Below are 17,328 nucleotides of genomic sequence, written 5' to 3'. Positions count from 1 at the left end.
TGCTATGGTGGTGCTCCGATCCAACGGAGTGTCATGATGAACAACCTGTTCGCTTTCCAGATCGTCCCTGGCTCCGACGACCTACTTGGCTACTGCCGCAGCATGGAAGAAGCCGTGACCGAGGCGGCGGCTCATCGAATGGAGCTGATCAAGGGCCGAGAGCTGGGTGAGGACGACGATGAGGCGCTCCAGCCGATCTCACTGTATGAGCTTCGCCTCAAGCCGTTGACCCTCGACCTGCTGCTACCTGTGCTTAATCAACAGCAAGAACTACCGGAGGCGCTGGTAGAGGAGATGACGCGAGTGGGAGAGGTGGAGTAGTCGGAACCGCCGAAACGTCGCTGTTCCCCGACGTGTCCCCTGTGCCTCGGAGGGGGTTCATTCTTTGGCGTTATCCCCCGGGAACAAGTTCTCACTCTCGCCGTTCGGCACATGTCAATAAGGAGAACTTCGATGAAGACGTTTGCATTGACCGCCGCGGCCGCCTTGATGGCAACAACTGCATTTGCTCAGTCCGCAGCTGAGTCCACCGGTCTGAATTCAGTCACTGGCACGCCTCCCAAGACCGAGGATTTCGTAATGGAGGCAGCCTCCAGCGACATGTTCGAGATTGAGTCCAGCAAGCTGGCGGTCGAACGTGCCGACGAAGAAACCAAGGCGTTCGCGCAACAGATGATTGCGGATCATCAGAAGACATCTGACGAACTGAAACAGCTGGTGGAAGGCGGCCAGGTCCAAGCGACCATCCCGACTTCGATGATGGAAGCTCACCAGGAGCAGCTGGCAGATCTCCAGGCTTTGCAGGGCGAGGAGTTCACTGAAGCCTACCAGGATGCACAGGAAGAGGTTCATGAAGACGCCGTTGACCTATTCCAGCGCTACGGGTCTGAGGGAGATAATGCCGAGCTGAAGGCCTGGGCTGCCAAGACCGTTCCGGCACTGGAGCATCATCTGCAGATGGCAGAAGAATTGAACGCTGACTGATGGCAGCGATGGGGCGTTCCTCAGCGGGGCGTCCCATCTATCCTATTCGGCGAATCTCCGCCCAATCCTCTGCCTCACGCAGCCCTTTGAACGACGGATGGCGCAGCATTCCTGTGTGGGTCCATGCGCGGTAATCCACCTCCGCCAGCAGCGCCGGTGCTGTTAGGACGAGGCTCTTCCCCGGCAATCGAACCGGCGGAACGCTGGTCTCAGCTTATCAAGATGCTTCTTCAGGTTCCTCGCTTGCTCTTGGGTGAAACCAGTCCCGACATCTACAGTGCCGGAAGGATCGCAGATTTCGACTAGTGCCCACCACCACAGACTTCATCTCTGAGCTCGTGCGTGCTGCCAACGAGATTGAGAGGCTTCGAGCTTATGAGACGCGCCGGCTGCTAGAACGCGCCGGCGTGACCATCCGCGACATGCGCGAAGCAGCAGGCATCCCGAGCAGCAGGACGGCGGCAGACGCGGTTGTCGATCTGCAAGCGGTTCAAGGTCGGCTGTTTCGTGGGGTCGCTACACGGGACCAGGCAAAGGTAGCGCTGCTTGATGCTGCGGCCATGATCCGTGACCTGCATATAATGTTGGACAGCGGGACTGAGATAGATCTTTTGCCGGGGAACTGAAGGTGGAGCTTTAGCTCGCCGCCGTGGGTTCGCGGCGGCAATTTACCTATTCCCGGAACCTCTCCCGCTGTTGCGGGTTATTTGAGCAGGAACTCCAGTCCGTGCATCTGAAAGAAGCCCGTTCCCCTGACGGGCTTTTTTCATGCCCAGTTGTTTCAGCGAGCCTTCGCACCCCAGGAACGCGCCTTCGTTCCCTCCCCTTATCCTCCTGCCAAACTTTGCTATGGTGGCGCTCCAATCCAACGGAGTGCCATGATGAACAACCTGTTCGCCTTCCAGATCGTCCCTGGCTCCGACATTCTTCTTGGCTACTGCCGCAGCATGGAAGAAACCGTGACAGAGGCGGCGGCTCATCGAATGGAGTTGATCAAGGGCCGTGAGCTGGGTGAGGACGACGATGAGGTGCTCCAGCCGATCGCCCTGTATGAGCTTCGCCTCAAGCCCTTGACCCTCGACCTGCTGCTACCCGTGCTTAATCAACAGCAAGAGTTACCGGAGGCGCTGGTGGAGGAGATGACGCGAGTGGGAGAGGTGGAGTGGTTGGAACGGCAGAAAAACTCTGCTCTTATGGGCTCCCCCTTGCGGAGTGACGACCGTCCGTGGAGCCTGTTCCAACAGGTGAGATACCGGAGTTTGACTGATGCAGATTTTATTGAACGTGGTTCTGGCGGTCGGCATAATCACAGTGGGGGGTTTACTGGCATATCAAATGGCCACGGCTTCGGGCTGGCGATAAGGACGCGGCTGTGAGCAACACCACAGATTTCATCCCGGAATTGGTGCGGGCGGCGAGATCGGCATTCATGCGAATACGCCAGAAGAGGCTCAAGAGGCGCTGTGAACCGCCGCCAGCATGATCCGGGATCTGCACATCGTGCTTGGCACGGGCAAGGAGATAGAGCGCGGGTCTGCGACGATTACACAGCGCTCGTTGACATCGGTGTAGGCGTGCGCAGGCGCTTCTGGAACCGGTGTGAGTGATAAGACCCGTTCCCTGACGAACTTTCTCATGCCTCACGGAACAGGAAATTGCTGCTCCGAGAAGCCGACTACGCTCCGTAGAAGGCCTGATGATAAACGACGACGGCCCCTTGCCAAGTATGTGTCCCAAAATCCAGACACTGGAAATACTCTGGAGGAACACCGGGAAAGGTCAGAGCAGGATCGGCTTGGAACCCAAATCGGGAATAATAGCCAGGATCGCCGAGAACGACACATCCAGCGGCACCGATGGATTTTATCTGTGCTAGACCGGCTTCTATCAAACGAACTCCGACCCCTTGCCGCTGTCGGTCAGGTCGTACGGCAATGGGGCCTAGGCCGTACCATTCAACATCCCTCCCATCGATTTGGACGGGGGAGAAGGCGACATAGCCGACAATCTCACCCTCTCGTTCTGCCACAAGGGAAACCGACAGCGCGCCTCCCTCCCTCAGGGCATCAACAATGGCTCCCTCTGTCCCGTCGCTATGTGGGGCACCGTCGAACGCGGCGGTGACAAGCGCACGGATCTCTTCGACATCCCGAGGATTTTCTGGTCGTACGATCATGAGAGCTTGTGTAGCAAACGAGCGTTTGATCACCAAGACGCCACCATCCGGGCCCTGTGGCACTTACGTCAACCCGCACAACGCCGGCAGGCTCGCTGCGGAGCCCCGCCGCTGCAAAATTCTCTCGGTCCGCCACCCTACATCGCGACAAGTGCGTCTTTGTGGAAATACTTGAAATAGGCGTGCACCTTCGCAGCAGTGTTCGAGCTGCAGTCAAATTCGACCCCAATGCGGCAGTTTCGGTACCAGCGGACCTTCGCTTCTACCGTGCACAGCCCATCACAACGTAGCGTCACAGAGCTGCCGACCATCCCCTGGAAATATCCTCTTAGCTCGACTGCCGCGCCCGTCGTCGATAGGTCTCGGATCAGTCCCCTAGTCTCTGTCCCCATGTAAGTGACAAGCACCTCTGCGCAGGTTCGCCTGCGGGCTGCACGTCTAGGCTTCTTTCCGTCCGCAGGGATCGCCGTCTTGAAGTGGTGCATACTTCCAGTTCCTCACGCTGTTGGTGTCCTGAAAGTGGCAGGCTCTGGCTTCATCAAAGTTAACGAAACTGCTAGAAAGCGACTCACGACTACTTTTTAGGGGTTATTTCTCATCGGCGCCTGTTCGGGCCAGGGGTTCCCCTGTTGGCGATTGCCCGTAGGATACCGCGTACGATTCGCGGGGACGATCACATGCAGCATGCAACGGAGAATGCCCCCGAGGAGCCCTATGAGAAGGGCATGCACATCATCTATGATGTGTTGACCAGGTGCGCGATCATCAACTTCCGTGGGAAGATGGACATCGTTGGGCCCTTCCCCGGTCGAGGCGCGGCTGTCGCAGCGGCTGAAGCCCTCTGTCGCAAGAAGGGATGGGGCAAGCGTTAGTCGATCCGCAGCCACTTACGAAGGCCAGTGATTAGGATCTCAGAGAACCAGATGAAGGTTCCGCCTGACACGGCCAATTAATACCCCCTTAGCCTCAAGCCTCTGATCTTCCTCGCGTCCGTTACCGTCGGCTCTGACCTTGCCATCCCACAGCGGAGTCCCATGTCCTTGCGAGTCAAGGAGAAGGCAAACATGATCAATAAGCTAAGCAGCGCATCTGCTCTCACTCTTGCCTGCCTCATGATGGCAGGCTGCGTAAGCGAGGGTGGTTCCTACGTCGCCCGCGAGCCTGGACCGCGCTATGATCGCATTGACAGGAACGACCGAGGTGACCGCCGACCGGACCGCGATGCCCGCCGTGACAATGACCGGCGCGATGTACGCGGTGATGATGACCGGCGCGGGAGAGATTCAAGGTGGGATGGACGTCGGAATAGTGATGACGGCAGAAGCCGCCCCGACCGGGATCGCGACACCCGCTCCGCTAATGACGGCGACCGTGATGGGCGCTGGGTAATGCGCGACGGGCGCCGTATCTGGGTGCCAGAGCGTCGCTAGTAGGCAGCAGGAGTAGCCGCGAGGATGATGCTTGACTGCATCCCTCGCCTGCTCCAATAGCTCTCCACCCAAGTGCCGGCGGGCAACACCTTCGACCGATGCGGCGGTCTCAACACGAGAGACAACCGCCATGCGCCGAAAGCCACTACCCGATGATGAACCACGTGACCCTCACCTCAGCGACTTCGCCGGGAGGAAGATCATGCTCGTATGCCACCAGTGCGGCATGCGCCGCAGGTACGATGCCGATGCCATGCAGGCAAAGGTAGGCGACGTGTGCCTCCCCTCGCTTCGACTGAGGATCGCCGCGGCGGAAGGCTGCGAAAAGATCGGCAATCCCTACTACGATCGTTGCGGGCTTGCCTACGACGTCCAGGCAATGGGACTGGGATGAGGCCTACTTGTCGATCGCCACGCTCCACCTAGTTTGCAGCCATGCCCGCACGCTTCATTCACGTCAGCTTCACGTCGCCAGCAGGCTCGGTCGAGCGAACAATGACGGTCGAGGAGACGCTCAATCTGATGGCGAAACACGCACCTATTCCAGAGCTGCTGGAAGCCCTCATCTTTCTGGAGTTGGATCGAATGGTGCAGGGGCATTATCAGGGATCGGACTGGTCGATCACCTGCCGCGCCGTGGACGTACCCCCGAGCACACACTAGTCCGGCAGCCGGTAAACCTCCGACCAGTCCTCTTCTTCGCGCAACCCTTTAAACGATGCATGGCGCAGCGTTCCCGTGTGGGTCCATGCGCGATATTCGATCTCCGCCGATAGCGATGGACCCGTCATCACCAGGTTCTTCCCCGGTACGCTGACCACCGGAATCCGGGTCTTGAGCTTGTCGAGCTGCTTCTTCAGCCGCCGCGCCTCGTCATGCTTGAACCCGGTCCCAACACTGCCGACATACTGCCAGCCGTCCCGATAGCGGGCCGCGAGCAGGAGGCTCGCGATTGCACCGGGCAATGCAGTCGAAGGCTCGTAGCCTACGATGGCGAAGGTGTCGCTTTGCACGCACTTGATCTTCAGCCAGTCGCCGGTCCGTCCCGATCTGTACGGCCGCTCGCGGTGCTTCGCAATAATGCCTTCGAGGTCATGCGCGCAGGCATGCCGGAGCAGCTCGTCAGGATCCTCGTCGAACTCTTCCGAGAGCCTGACGCCGCCGTCACGACCGGCCAGAACATCCTCAAGCAGATGCCGGCGTGCCGAGTATTCCATCTTCGTCAGGTCATGGCCGTCCAGGTAGAGCAGATCAAAAGCGAAAAGGATCGCATTTCCCGCGGCCAACTTGCCAGGGCCGCGTCCGCTTGTGCCCAACGAGTTCTGCAGTCGACCGAAGTCTGGAATGCCCTGCTCGTTGAGAACAACGGCCTCTCCATCGAGGATCATCGTGTTCGGCATGAATTCGCGCGCTGCGGCCTCGATGCCGGGGAAGCGATGCGTCCAGTCGTGCCCGCCCCGGGTGATGATCCGCACCCTCCCCGGCTCGATATGAACGGCCAGCCGGTACCCGTCCCACTTCAGTTCGTAGGACCATTCCTCGCCGCGCGGAGGCTTTGCGACCAGCTTTGCCAGGCAGGGCTCAACCCGCTCCGGCATGGGGTCGAAGGGAAGCTCGGGCTGTTTCGGATCACGCCGGCGAACCTTGCCGCTCTTCAGCGGCAGATCCTCGTCGACGAGCAGCGGCTTCGATGTCTTGCGCGGGCGCTTCGTCATCAGCCCATTGCATCACCGACTGCTTAACATTCAGTGTCCGCGACTTGGCAGATACACCTTAGTCCTCCAGGCTGACGCCCACCTCATTCTGACTTCGCCATCTGACGGAGCATCGGCGCGTCGTTCCATCTGGATACTCAACCACGGCTTCATCGGGCAAATCGATGCCCGTTTCGGTGATCAACTTCAAACCATACTTCGTGGTGTTGGAAACCGCGCAGTCAACTGCGTCACCATTAACCAACAATCGTCCGCTCCATATCTGGATCTTTCGCGGGTATCGTCGACGGTCTGATGCAGGTTCCATAGGCCACTCCGGGATCAAGACCCCTTGTGCCTTCAAATTCTCAACAGCGGATTGCTGAATTTAGTAGGACTTTAACTTTCTCGGCTCTGACTGAGATCAGGTCGGCCGGTCGGATCAGTCGTCATCACCGTCGCTACCTTCGCCATCGCCGTCGTCGCCATCTCCGTCACCATCATCTCCATCGTCGCCGTCATCGCCATCATCGCCCCCAGTGTTGCCGCCGCCGCTGCCGGTGCCGTCGCCACTATCGGCTGGGCTACCGTCCAATGGCGGGAGATCGCCTGCCACTGAAACGATGGAAGCCGCTGTGTATGCAAGAGCTTCATCGCAAGAACTTGCTGTTGATACAAGTTGACACCTTCATTAAGGACTCCCTTATACACGTACACCACAGCGACCAACGGCCAGGGTAACCATCATGACGGGCAGCTTCACTTTGGCTAAAAGACTCTCTCCCACCGGGAGCGTGCTGATCGACGGCGTGCTGAGTGGCTATGCCTGGGCAAGCCCGGTCACCTACGCCTTTCCGACAAGCGCCGGAAGCTACAGTTACTCAGGAGAACCACTTAGTTTTGGAGCAATCTCCTCGGCGCAAACCGCTACCGCTCTTTTTGCCTTAGAGATCTCCTACGGCACCTCCGCTAATGACGGATTCTCGGTCGAAGGCTTCACCAACCTCTCGATCTCTGCGGGCACGGCCACGACTGCAACGGTACGCTTTGGTGAATCAAGCGAGCCTTCTACGGCCTGGGCGTATCTGCCAGGCCAATACGCCCAGGCGGGCGATGTCTGGTTCGGGCGCCAGCACGACTACCGCAGCCCAGTGGCTGGTAACTATGAGTGGCATACCATGCTGCACGAAATCGGCCATGCGCTCGGGTTGAAGCACGGTCATGAAGCGGAGGGTGGCTTCGCAGCACTTCCTTCTAGCTATGATAGCTTAGAATACTCGAGTCTAACCTATCGAGGGTACACCGGCGGGGGGCTTGGGTACTACTATGGCCCTACGAGTGCTCCTCAATCATACATGATGGCCGACATCGCTGGGCTACAGCACATGTACGGCGCGGACTATACCACCAACAGCGGAAACACAGTCTATCAGTGGAAGCCGGGCTCAGGCGCGACACTGGTGGATGGTAAGGTCGGCATTGCGGCCGCCGGAGATGAGGTGTTCGCAACCGTCTGGGACGGAGGCGGGGTAGACACGTTTGACCTCAGCGCTTATTCGACCAGCCTTCGAATCGATTTGCGGCCTGGTAAAGCGTCGTTATTCAGTGCCGATCAAACGGCGTATCTCGGAGGCGGCCCCAACGACGGTTATGCTCGGGGCAATATCTACAATGCCCTGCTGCATAACGGGAATGCTGCTTCGCTGATCGAGAACGTCAGGGGTGGCAGTGCTGCTGATTCGATCATCGGCAACCAAGCCAAGAATGTCCTTTGGGGTTATTCCGGAAACGATACGCTCAGCGGTGATGCGGGTAACGACACGTTGGTAGGAGGACTGGGTGCAGATCGGCTCTACGGTGGCACAGGCTCCGACACTGCTTCCTATGCAGGTGCTAAAGCGAGTGTTATCGCTAATCTCGCCTCCCCCACCTCCAATCGTGGGGAAGCATCAGGCGACAGCTACTCCTCAATCGAAAATTTGGCCGGCTCGAGTTATGGTGATCGATTGTACGGCGACGCAGCGGCCAACGTCCTCAGCGGTGGCAAGGGAGACGACATCCTCAGCGGAGATGCCGGAAGTGATCTTCTGTATGGAGGGATTGGAGCGGACAAGCTTTATGGTGGGAGTGGCTCCGACACGGCCAGCTATGCCACAGCCGCGGTTGCTGTCTACGCCAATCTGACCTCCCCCAGCATGAACACAAATGACGCAAAGGGCGACAGCTATTCCTCGATCGAGAACCTCACCGGCAGCAGGTATAATGATCGGCTCTACGGCAACAGCGGTGCAAATACCCTTTCTGGCGGGGATGGTCATGACCTCCTACTGGGAGGCGCCGGCTCGGACCGTCTTTATGGCGCAAATGGCACCGACACGGCGTCCTACGCGACAGCCGGAAAGGCCGTTATTAGCTCACTCGCCACACCCTCATCCAATACAGGAGACGCCGCAGGCGACAGCTACTCCTCTATCGAGAACCTGATAGGATCGTCGCATAGTGACCGCCTCTACGGCGATACCGGGAACAATCATCTTAATGGTGCAGGTGGAAATGACGTCGTAAGTGGCGACGCCGGTAATGACGTGTTGGTGGGAGGCGCCGGCGCTGACAGGCTCTACGGCGGAAGTGGGTCTGATACGGCGAGCTATGCCACGGCTGCCGTAGGGATCAGAGCAAGTTTGGCTTCGCCCGGGGTTAATACCTATGATGCCGCCGGCGACGCCTACTACTCGGTAGAGAATTTGGCCGGAAGTCGCTTCAATGACCGCCTCTACGGAGATGCTGGGGCCAACACTCTATCGGGTGCGGCAGGGCACGACGTTCTCGTTGCGGGAGGAGGCAATGACCGTCTGATCGGTGGAGACGGGAACGACAGGCTGTATGGTCAGATAGGAAATGACCTGCTTGTCGGCGGCCTGGGAAGCGATGTGTTCTACTTTGAACGTGGTTTCGGGCTGGATGTCATCCACGACTTTTCCGTGAGCACCGACGACGTCATACAATTCGCCAGTGACATCTTTGCGGATTACACTGCCATGCTTGAGGCAGCCTTACAGCAAGGTGCGGATGTCCTGATCAGTTACAACGCATCAAACGCCTTGACGGTGAAGGATCTCTCGCTGGCAAGCCTGCATGCGGACGACTTCCGGTTCGTATGAAAACTGGATCGACTACGTCGGGAGCGGTTATCAACCCGTTGCGGGAGCTTATCTACGCGCTTGGAGGGACTCTGGCGGCGCTGGGACTTGCAAGCGTGATCATCAATGTACTGGCCTTAACGGGTCCGTTCTTCATGCTGCAGGTCTACGACAGAGTACTTCCTTCCGGCAGCGTCCCCACTCTCGTTGGGCTGATGGTGATAGCCGTAAGCCTGTACTTTTTTCAGGGCGTCCTTGAAATCATCCGCACCATGATCCTGGCACGAATTGGTTTGGGGGTTGATGACAATGTGGGGCCACATGTCTTTCGGGCGCTCTCGCTGCTTTCCGCGCGCACCAGTATCCCCGGAGATGGACTTCAGCCGGTCCGCGACCTAGAGCAAATCAGGAGTTTCCTCGGAGGGTTGGGTCCAACAGCCCTATTTGATCTGCCTTGGATTCCTTTCTACATCGGCCTTTGTTTTGTTTTTCATCCCACGATCGGGTTCACAGCTCTCTGCGGCGCCGCTTTGCTCCTCGCAGTGACACTCGCGGCCGAAGTTTTTTCACGTAAGCACACTCAGACGGCCGCCCGCCATGGCGCCGCACGCCTCAACTTTGCAGAATCCGTGAGGCGGAACTGGGAGGCTGTTGAGGCGATGGGACTTGGGAAACACCTTTTGACAAAGTGGAAAAGCACGAGTCAGGCATATCTTCAGAGTCACACGGCTGCCTCGGATGTGACGGGAAGTCTTTCAGTCCTTTCGAAGGGTCTGCGAATGCTGCTTCAGTCGGGGGTTTTGGCGGTGGGAGCACTGCTGGTGATCCGCCAAGAAGCATCCGCCGGCATAATGATTGCAAGTTCCATCCTGGTGAGCAGAGGGTTGGCTCCGGTTGAGCTTGCCGTGGCACATTGGCGCGGTTTTGTAATGGCTCGCAGCAGCTACTCTCGGCTGGCCAAGCTCATGGAAGTCCTCCCCCAGGAAGGGGAGCTAGTGCGGCTGCCCAAGCCGAGTAAGAGGCTGACTGTAGAAAATCTCACCCTAGTACCTCCCGGCTCTTCGGGAGCCGTTCTCCGCAACGTAGCATTGGAAATCGAGGCCGGTAGCGCGATCGGCGTCATTGGCCCCAGTGCATCGGGCAAGTCGACGCTGGCGCGAGCACTGGTTGGTCTATGGCAACCGGCAACAGGATGCATCCGTTTAGACGGAGCAGCACTGGACCAATGGGATCGGTACGAACTGGCGCGCAATGTTGGTTACCTTCCTCAAGACGTAGAGTTGTTCGAAGGTACGATCGCTGAGAACATCTCTCGCTTCGAGGAAGGTGACGCCTCGGAGAAGGTCATCGCGGCAGCACGATCAGCGGGTATCTTCGAGATGGTCATCGGATTTCCTGGAGGCTTCGGGCGGCAGGTTGGTAACCGTGGTGCCGTTCTCTCGGCAGGCCAACGTCAGCGGATCGGCCTTGCCAGAGCGCTCTACGGGAATCCGTTCCTAGTAGTATTGGACGAGCCTAACTCGAACCTCGATGCAGACGGCGACGCCGCGCTTTCGCAAGCCATCTCGGCTGTTCGCGCTCGCAAAGGAATTGCCGTGGTCATCGCCCACCGACCAAGTGCGCTCGCCGCAGTCGATCAAGTGGCACTGCTCGCCGGGGGGCGGATACAGGCTATTGGCCAGAAGGACGAGATCCTCGGGCGCGTTCTCCGGCAAGACGTGGGGAGCGCGGGTCTGCGGCTGATGAAGTTGGAGGATCGGCTATAGCCAGAAAAACCGCTCCAGGATCCGGTGCGGCCGTTCGCCGCCTTACCCGTTGGCTTGTGACTTTATCTGCCTTGGGCATTGGTTCGGCAGCAGCTCTATCGGCATCCGTTCATATATCGGGAGCCGTGATTGCGTCGGGGCGACTGGTCGTTGAGAGCCACATCAAGCCTGTCCAGCATCTACGAGGCGGCATCGTAAGCAATGTCGCAGTATCAAACGGCGACCACGTGAGCGCCGGTGACATGTTGCTGCAACTGGACGGTACGCAGGTTCGGGCAACCTACTTGATCTTGTCCAATCGTGTGGCGGAGCTGCGTGCGCGGATATCGCGTCTTGAGGCCGAGCAGTCGGGACAGGCTGAGCTGATATTCTCAGATGAGCTGATCCAGCAATTAGATCAACAGGATCTCAGCCGTATCCTTGCTGAGGAGCGTCGGCTTTTTGAGGATCGACGTCGATCGCGTGAGGGGCGGAAGCGTCAACTGCAGGAGCAAATCTATCAGTTGAAGGAAGAAATGAACGGGCTGATCGCTCAACGAACAGCGAAGCAGCGAGAGATCGATATCGTCAATGAGGAACTCAGTGCGCAACGCCGACTACTAGATCGGGCAGTTGTCACCATGACCAGGATCTATGCCCTGGAGCGTGAGGGAGCTCGTCTTTCTGGCGAACTTGGACGGCTCACAGCCTCAACTGCACAAACGAAGGGGAGAGTGACGGAGACGGAACTGCAAATAATTCAGATAGATGACGCTCTTAGAAGTGATGTCTCCGAGGAGCTGGACCGGGTTCAAACCGAGCTGCAGGAAAACGCTGAACGGCTGCTTGCCGCGCAAGATGAGCTACAGCGTATCGACCTTAGGGCTCCACAGGATGGAACCGTCCATCAGTTAACGGTACACGCCTCAGGCTCGGTCGTTGCTCCAGGCGAAACCGTCATGCATATCGTCCCGTCCGCTGATCAGTTACTCGCCGAAGTACGAATCGCACCACATGACATCGATCAAGTCAGCCTTGGCCAGAAGGTGTTGCTGCGCCTATCCTCCTTCAGCGGAGGTGCGACCCCCGAGTTAAAAGGCGGCATTGCTGAAATTTCGGCAGAGCTCGCGACTGATACACGGACAGGCGCCAACTACTATCTTGCTCGAGTTAGAGTCGAGCCGGAGGAGTGGAGAAGACTTGAAGGGCGACCACTTATACCGGGTATGCCGGCGGAGGCGTTCGTTCAAACTGAAGCAATTCCCTTGCTTTCTTATTTCGCTAAGCCGCTCGCAGACCAATTCCGTAGAGCTTTTCGAGAGGGTTAAGGAACCCAATCAGGCACTGTAGACGAGAGGATGTTCCACTGCCACCAATGCAGGCACTCCCTTCGATCCATTCGCGCCAATCAGAGTTTGTGCGTCTGATGTCTGGGCCCGCCAGTTCCGCTCCAGCCTCGCAACTTAGATATCTCTTGTGGGAATCGGGGAGATGACTGCCCCGCCTGCGCTCATGAGGAGCCTTCGGAACATGGAAACTATTCTTGACTGGCAACAACGCGGAATCATCGCACGTGTTTTAGATCTCTCCGCCTGCGAGAACCCTTCGCTGAAGTACCGGCCGGCACGCGGAGAGCGGACTTTCGATGAATGGCAGCAGAAGGTTGAGGCTTGGCTTTTCGGCTGGTCAATCGAGGATGCTATGAGGAACTGAGCATCCTTGCGAGCTGGTGGCTCGCTTGGTTGCGGCGCTTGCGCCCGATGGATCGGGTGCAACAACCTCAGTCGATCCGCAGCCACTTGCGGAAGACCGGTACAAACGTATCGCTCATCCAGATAGCGAAGCCGCCGGCGGTGAGGCCAAGCCCGAAGAGGACGGTGGCCGTGAATTTGCCCAGCGTCTTGACGTGCTTCACCTCCTCGACGGTTGGCATTACGTCATCTTCGATCGTCTTCTTCAGATTTGACGTCACGTCGCGCTGCTGGGCAATGATCTGCCCGGTGATCGCAATGTCCTCGGCGTGGCGGTCCAGACGCTTGTGGATCTCCGAGCGGCTGTCTCTCGCTGATTGCTTCTCCTCTTGAAAGTCGGCTCGGAGGCGGTGGATCCCCTCCTCCACGCGCCCCAGCACCCGCAGGATATCGTCGTTTGAACCAGGCATATCTTCGCTTTCATGCACTGAGGTAGGAGGCTAAGGCTGTTGGAAAGCTTCATCATGGCGGGCGCAGTCATTGCGCGTGTAGACGGCGCCTTCGCAGAGGCGGACCACAGTGCGGTCAATCTTCCGCTGATCAGCATCTGTCGCGCCACGAGCGCCCAAAAGATCAGTCCCAACCACCGACCGCAGGCCTGAGACACTTGCCGGTCCTGAAACTCCACACCCGACCAGCATCGCGGCAGGCGTCATAATCAGGAGCGCCTTCATCAGCGCGTTGAGCGGCTTCATCGTTTTGCCTTTCGATCTTGTTGAGGGCATCGTCGCCGGCCTTGTCCCAGATCCAGCCGACGAAGAGTGCGAGAATGAGGAGGATGGCGAGAGCGCCGATAGTGCGAGGAGAGGAGAACATCAGCGCCGCTCCCCGCTCTGGTATGCCGCAATCCCCTTCTGCTCCCCGTTGCGGGCAACGAGGTAGGCACCGCCGGCAATCACAGCCACGCCGATCAGCCACACCTCAGAGGGAATGTCGGTGAACATCTCCTTGAACGGCTTGATGGTTTCCCGGGCAAAGCCAAGGTTGTCGAGCACGCCATCCAACAAGCCGCCGATCGCAGCAGGAATGCCGGCCGCCAGAGCACCGATCTTGATCAGCCAATTCGTGCGAACCTCTGGAGCGTTCTTGCGAACCACTTCAGGCGGCACCGTCTCCCGCGGCAGATCGCGTGGGGATGCCGTGTCCAGCGCCTCAAGGAACGCCTGGTCGATCACGTCATCGATCGGCTTCAGATCGTTCTCGTTCTTGAAGGCGAGGATAGCCGTCTTCGTCATCTTGCCGAACACGCCATCGGGCGTGCCCACTTCGGTATAGCCGAGCTCCTTCAGTCGCTCCTGCACGACGCGGACGGTGACGGTGTCCGTGCGGCCCTTCGGCGTCTCAGCAGCCACAGGAGGCGCAGGAGCGCGTTCGGTGACCTTCTCCTGGTATCCGGCCTGCCGGAGAGCGCCCTCGAACGCCAAAGCATATCCGGCGATCACATCGGCCTTGTCCGTCCCGTTGATGATCTTGCGCGCCGCCTTGTACTCGGCACGATCTAGAGCATCGCTTTCGTCCAGCTCGTCGATGAAGTCGTTGAAGCCTTTCGAGGTGAAGCTGCCGCGCTCCATCCCGTCGAACAGGATCTTCACCGCGATCGGCATCTCCATCGCACGATCAGGATCGGCAACGAGATCGACGCCCGTTACCTCTGACATCTTCCGATAGTTGTCCTCGTGGGTCAGTTGCACGAGCCCGCGGCCAAGCCAGCTCTTGCCGTTGCGGTCCTTGCGCCAGTACGGCGTCTTGACCCACTTCAACTTCCCGGCCGCCCACGCCTTCTCCAGGCGTGCAATGGCCGTGTCGACGTTCTTCGCCAGCGTCTCCATCACCGGCTGCATCGTGCGCGCGGTCTCGTGGTAGACGGTCGCCAGCGCATAGGCGAGATCGTTGGTTCTCGTCCCTCGCCTCTCCGCCTCGTCCAGAATGGCGGTTGTGCCATCCACCTGCCCCTGCTTCAGCGACGTGCCGAACACGCCGCTCCCACGACGCCGTAGCGCCGCGAAGAACGCTTCGCGATTCATGACTTTCTCCTGATGGGTTAAATTAGCGGTACGGGATTAACCCGGCCTCAAGGGGCGGCTGGTACAACGGAGCCGCTGGTCAGACACGTGTCTGCATTCGCCATGCATTATGCCCTTGTAGCTCAGCGGTAGAGCACCTGCTTCGTATGCAGGAGAGCCAGGTTCAATTCCTGTGCGAGGGCACCACTCTCACCGTTCTAAATTCTGCGTTCAGATGGTCAGCTTCACGCAAGGCTTGCGGAGGCATGACAGAGTGCTAATTTACCGGTCGCAGTTTTAGCGGCTGAGATCATGAGGATCAGGCGATGCAGTATAACTGGGCGGGGGGCAAGACCCGTGGAACTCACACTCTGTCCCAAGTGGTTGATACACCTCGATACCTCACAGCTACCTCAGGGAGCAGGGTGAGCCAGATTAAAGCAGCAGAACCTTCGCAGACGGTGTCATGGCCGAGAAAGATCGTCCTGGTTCTCGCTATTCTTGTGGGTGGTTCCACGCTCGTCACGACTGCTCTGGCGGCCGCAGTAGGCCATCATGCGGCACTCCACGCTCAGTTCTGTCAGGAGATCGATCACTCCGCGAACCTGGAGCTCTTCGTTCGTGCGGCCTTAGGCTTCGTCGCCCTAGACCCGTCATAGCGCCTGCCGAGACGGCCCGTGCCGACCGGACTGTGGTTCAGAAAAGCTAGCTTCAGACAAAAGTCTACCGCCTCGTTTGCGGGGAACCCTGGCTACAGATGAGCATTCTGCTTTTCATCGAACCGGGAGCGTACAATGAAGGTAGTCCTCGCGATCTTGGGCGGACTTAGCTTTTCCGTCATGACATTCGTTGGTGGGCTTGTAGCAGCCACCGTGTTCTTCACTGCAGGCGACGACAAGAAGCAACTGACCAATACAACCGACCTTTGGACAAATCATCCTGTGCGGGTTGAGGTAGCAAAGAATGATTTCGAGCGGCTTCCAAGCAGGGCGCCGGCACCTGAACAGATAGCTACTGCGAGAGCTATGCCTCGTCAGGGTTCAGCTCAGGACGATTCTGTGGCTACCTCGGAAGAGGAGGCGGTAGCTGGGCTAGAACCTCAGCGCTTAGATGAAACCGTCACCGGATCAATCGCTCCTGCCGAAGAAACCGCCGTCCAAGCTACTGATGAGCCGCTTCTAAGCGACGCGCACCTGGAATGGTGTTCCTCAAGATATCGCTCCTACCGCCCGCGCGACAACAGCTATACCCCCTATAGCGGTGGCCGGAAGCAGTGTCAGTCGCCCTTCTCGCAGCCTTCCGCATCCACCAACGTAGCTTCGGTTGATGACATATCGCCGCCGCCGGTCGAAGAAGACAGTTTTCCTGAAGACACTGCTGAAATCGCCGAGCCTGCGATTGAACAGGCCGCGGCAGAACCCGGTGGGACGAGCTACGGAAGCTGGGAGCATGCCCAATCTTGCTTCGCGCGCTACCGTTCCTACCGTCCGGAGGATAACACCTATCAGCCATATGGTGGCGGCCCACGCCGCCAATGTGAGTAACGACCGGCGAGCGAGTATCTTATCTGATGTTCGAATGGTCAGTCTTCGGCTATGCTGGGCCGATGGAGTGCGAGACCTGCGACAAAACACGCTGGGTATGCGAGGCCCACCCGAATAAGCCGTGGAACGGCCCCAAGGCCTCCGGCTGCGGTGCTGCCGGCATGCCTTGCATCATCTGCAATGGCGATGGTCATGTGTCGCGGGTATTGAAGTCGGCGCGGGCAGCTAGGCCTAGGAATGTGCAGTAGGGCGTAGACAGCCACGACAACGCAGCGATTAGTCTTTAGCGTGCCAGCTCAGCATCTCATCAAGCGTATAGATGGATTTGCGTTTCCTGCTCCACGTAACACCACGCCTCACGATTTTTGCGGGGCTACCAGCAAGTACGACTCCCGACTCGTGACATGATCTGTTTACGAAGGACATCGCGCCGATGACGCAGTCATCTGCAATAGAGACGCCCTTGCTGATCACACACGACAAACCCACCCACACATGGGACCCTATCGTCACGTGACCAGCCTCGTTGATCCGTTTGCCGGAGCTAATGTCAATCAGAGAGTGGGCATCGGTAGTTCTCACCTCAATCCCCCGCGAGAACATGCAGTCACTTCCGATGCGCACATCCTTCCCTTCCTGGGACAGGATGCTGACACGAGCGAATGTGGACCTCTTACCCAGTGAGACGGTCTGCCTGTCGCCTTTAATTGTGATGTTGCCGGCGAACTTGCATCTGAGGTGCTCCCGGATTTTGGACCGCCCGGCTGGAGGATTTTCCGGGCTTTGAGGTGCTCCCGGATTTTGGACCGCCCGGCTGGAGGATTTTCCGGGCTTGAGCTCATGGCGGATGGGATGCGCCGG

General features: G+C 58.5%; 24 protein-coding genes and 1 tRNA gene. 15 read left to right on the top strand and 10 right to left on the bottom strand.

Annotation, left to right across the window (positions count from 1 at the left end):
- Window positions 1-36 precede the first annotated feature (36 nt).
- The gene (locus LXM96_RS17865) at window positions 37-321 is read left to right on the top strand and encodes a hypothetical protein (protein ID WP_239999924.1); all 285 of its coding nucleotides are present in this window, start codon (window positions 37-39) and stop codon (window positions 319-321) included.
- Between the two features lie 132 nt (window positions 322-453).
- Window positions 454-984 carry a DUF4142 domain-containing protein gene (locus tag LXM96_RS17860; RefSeq protein ID WP_239999923.1) on the top strand — a complete coding sequence of 177 codons (531 nt, stop codon included), beginning with the start codon at window positions 454-456 and terminating at the stop codon, window positions 982-984.
- A gap of 37 nt (window positions 985-1,021) precedes the next feature.
- Here LXM96_RS17860 and LXM96_RS21895 read toward each other — a convergent pair whose 3' ends face one another.
- Window positions 1,022-1,171, bottom strand: a complete 150-nt coding sequence (locus LXM96_RS21895) for an ATP dependent DNA ligase (RefSeq protein ID WP_394801992.1) — start codon at window positions 1,169-1,171, stop codon at window positions 1,022-1,024.
- Between the two features lie 118 nt (window positions 1,172-1,289).
- Here LXM96_RS21895 and LXM96_RS17855 point away from each other — a divergent pair, with 118 nt between their 5' ends.
- Window positions 1,290-1,610, top strand: coding sequence for a hypothetical protein (locus tag LXM96_RS17855; RefSeq protein ID WP_239999922.1), 321 nt, complete (start codon window positions 1,290-1,292; stop codon window positions 1,608-1,610).
- A 252-nt stretch (window positions 1,611-1,862) separates the two neighbouring features.
- Entirely contained in the window at window positions 1,863-2,360 is a 498-nt protein-coding gene (locus LXM96_RS17850) for a hypothetical protein (protein WP_239999921.1), read from the top strand.
- A 299-nt stretch (window positions 2,361-2,659) separates the two neighbouring features.
- Here LXM96_RS17850 and LXM96_RS17845 read toward each other — a convergent pair whose 3' ends face one another.
- Both LXM96_RS17845 and LXM96_RS21890 read right to left on the bottom strand, forming a co-directional pair.
- The gene (locus LXM96_RS17845) at window positions 2,660-3,160 is read right to left on the bottom strand and encodes a GNAT family N-acetyltransferase (protein ID WP_239999920.1); all 501 of its coding nucleotides are present in this window, start codon (window positions 3,158-3,160) and stop codon (window positions 2,660-2,662) included.
- A gap of 137 nt (window positions 3,161-3,297) precedes the next feature.
- Entirely contained in the window at window positions 3,298-3,645 is a 348-nt protein-coding gene (locus LXM96_RS21890) for a PilZ domain-containing protein (protein WP_394801991.1), read from the bottom strand.
- A 192-nt stretch (window positions 3,646-3,837) separates the two neighbouring features.
- Between LXM96_RS21890 and LXM96_RS17840 the strand changes: the two genes are divergently transcribed.
- From LXM96_RS17840 to LXM96_RS17825, 4 genes are all read left to right on the top strand, one after another.
- Entirely contained in the window at window positions 3,838-4,032 is a 195-nt protein-coding gene (locus LXM96_RS17840) for a hypothetical protein (protein WP_239999919.1), read from the top strand.
- A gap of 301 nt (window positions 4,033-4,333) precedes the next feature.
- A complete protein-coding gene (locus tag LXM96_RS17835) occupies window positions 4,334-4,549 on the top strand; it encodes a hypothetical protein (RefSeq protein ID WP_239999918.1) in 216 nt (71 codons plus the stop codon).
- 243 nt (window positions 4,550-4,792) lie between these two features.
- Complete coding sequence (locus LXM96_RS17830) at window positions 4,793-4,984, top strand: hypothetical protein (protein ID WP_239999917.1); 192 nt, start codon at window positions 4,793-4,795, stop codon at window positions 4,982-4,984.
- Between the two features lie 41 nt (window positions 4,985-5,025).
- Window positions 5,026-5,253 (top strand): hypothetical protein, encoded by a 228-nt coding sequence (locus LXM96_RS17825; protein ID WP_239999916.1) that lies wholly within the window; start codon window positions 5,026-5,028, stop codon window positions 5,251-5,253.
- On the opposite strand, the gene ligD is transcribed toward LXM96_RS17825, so the two are convergent.
- Together ligD and LXM96_RS17815 are read right to left on the bottom strand one after the other, a co-directional pair.
- On the bottom strand, window positions 5,250-6,305 hold the full coding sequence (gene ligD / locus LXM96_RS17820; protein ID WP_239999915.1) for a non-homologous end-joining DNA ligase: 1,056 nt from the start codon (window positions 6,303-6,305) through the stop codon (window positions 5,250-5,252). The two genes, LXM96_RS17825 and ligD, sit on opposite strands and share 4 nt — an antisense overlap.
- A 378-nt stretch (window positions 6,306-6,683) precedes the next feature.
- Entirely contained in the window at window positions 6,684-6,938 is a 255-nt protein-coding gene (locus tag LXM96_RS17815) for a hypothetical protein (protein ID WP_239999914.1), read from the bottom strand.
- Window positions 6,939-7,030: 92 nt separating this feature from the next.
- Here LXM96_RS17815 and LXM96_RS17810 point away from each other — a divergent pair, with 92 nt between their 5' ends.
- The 4 genes from LXM96_RS17810 to LXM96_RS17795 all read left to right on the top strand — a co-directional run bounded on the left by LXM96_RS17810 (window position 7,031) and on the right by LXM96_RS17795 (window position 12,882).
- On the top strand, window positions 7,031-9,445 hold the full coding sequence (locus tag LXM96_RS17810) for a M10 family metallopeptidase (RefSeq protein ID WP_239999913.1): 2,415 nt from the start codon (window positions 7,031-7,033) through the stop codon (window positions 9,443-9,445).
- Window positions 9,442-11,190 carry a type I secretion system permease/ATPase gene (locus LXM96_RS17805; RefSeq protein WP_239999912.1) on the top strand — a complete coding sequence of 583 codons (1,749 nt, stop codon included), beginning with the start codon at window positions 9,442-9,444 and terminating at the stop codon, window positions 11,188-11,190. Before LXM96_RS17810 ends, LXM96_RS17805 begins: the two co-directional genes overlap by 4 nt.
- On the top strand, window positions 11,187-12,497 hold the full coding sequence (locus LXM96_RS17800) for an HlyD family type I secretion periplasmic adaptor subunit (RefSeq protein ID WP_317208273.1): 1,311 nt from the start codon (window positions 11,187-11,189) through the stop codon (window positions 12,495-12,497). The genes LXM96_RS17805 and LXM96_RS17800 overlap by 4 nt, the downstream gene beginning before the upstream one ends.
- 202 nt (window positions 12,498-12,699) lie before the next feature.
- Entirely contained in the window at window positions 12,700-12,882 is a 183-nt protein-coding gene (locus LXM96_RS17795; RefSeq protein WP_239999910.1) for a CrpP-related protein, read from the top strand.
- A 67-nt stretch (window positions 12,883-12,949) separates the two neighbouring features.
- Here LXM96_RS17795 and LXM96_RS17790 read toward each other — a convergent pair whose 3' ends face one another.
- The 4 genes from LXM96_RS17790 to LXM96_RS17775 are packed head-to-tail and all read right to left on the bottom strand — an operon-like array spanning window position 12,950 to window position 14,944.
- On the bottom strand, window positions 12,950-13,330 hold the full coding sequence (locus tag LXM96_RS17790; RefSeq protein ID WP_239999909.1) for a DUF1515 domain-containing protein: 381 nt from the start codon (window positions 13,328-13,330) through the stop codon (window positions 12,950-12,952).
- A 30-nt stretch (window positions 13,331-13,360) separates the two neighbouring features.
- Window positions 13,361-13,594 (bottom strand): hypothetical protein, encoded by a 234-nt coding sequence (locus tag LXM96_RS17785; RefSeq protein ID WP_240000007.1) that lies wholly within the window; start codon window positions 13,592-13,594, stop codon window positions 13,361-13,363.
- The gene (locus LXM96_RS17780) at window positions 13,494-13,736 is read right to left on the bottom strand and encodes a hypothetical protein (protein ID WP_239999908.1); all 243 of its coding nucleotides are present in this window, start codon (window positions 13,734-13,736) and stop codon (window positions 13,494-13,496) included. Before LXM96_RS17780 ends, LXM96_RS17785 begins: the two co-directional genes overlap by 101 nt.
- Window positions 13,736-14,944, bottom strand: coding sequence for a peptidoglycan-binding protein (locus LXM96_RS17775; protein ID WP_239999907.1), 1,209 nt, complete (start codon window positions 14,942-14,944; stop codon window positions 13,736-13,738). The genes LXM96_RS17780 and LXM96_RS17775 overlap by 1 nt, the downstream gene beginning before the upstream one ends.
- 111 nt (window positions 14,945-15,055) lie before the next feature.
- Between LXM96_RS17775 and LXM96_RS17770 the strand changes: the two genes are divergently transcribed.
- The 3 genes from LXM96_RS17770 (at window position 15,056) to LXM96_RS17760 (ending at window position 16,467) form a co-directional block, all read left to right on the top strand.
- Window positions 15,056-15,130: transfer RNA gene (locus LXM96_RS17770), tRNA-Thr, on the top strand.
- Window positions 15,131-15,348: 218 nt separating this feature from the next.
- Window positions 15,349-15,582, top strand: coding sequence for a hypothetical protein (locus LXM96_RS17765; protein ID WP_239999906.1), 234 nt, complete (start codon window positions 15,349-15,351; stop codon window positions 15,580-15,582).
- A gap of 135 nt (window positions 15,583-15,717) precedes the next feature.
- Window positions 15,718-16,467 (top strand): BA14K family protein, encoded by a 750-nt coding sequence (locus LXM96_RS17760; RefSeq protein ID WP_239999905.1) that lies wholly within the window; start codon window positions 15,718-15,720, stop codon window positions 16,465-16,467.
- Window positions 16,468-16,743: 276 nt separating this feature from the next.
- Here LXM96_RS17760 and LXM96_RS17755 read toward each other — a convergent pair.
- The coding region (locus LXM96_RS17755; protein WP_239999904.1) for an acyltransferase at window positions 16,744-17,328 on the bottom strand (585 nt) is incomplete at its 5' end.

Source organism: Rhizobium halophilum (assembly GCF_021648825.1).
Lineage (GTDB): Bacteria > Pseudomonadota > Alphaproteobacteria > Rhizobiales > Rhizobiaceae > Neorhizobium > Neorhizobium halophilum.
The sequence above is the reverse complement of the archived record's forward strand: the minus strand, read 5'-3'. Positions and strand labels throughout refer to the sequence as shown.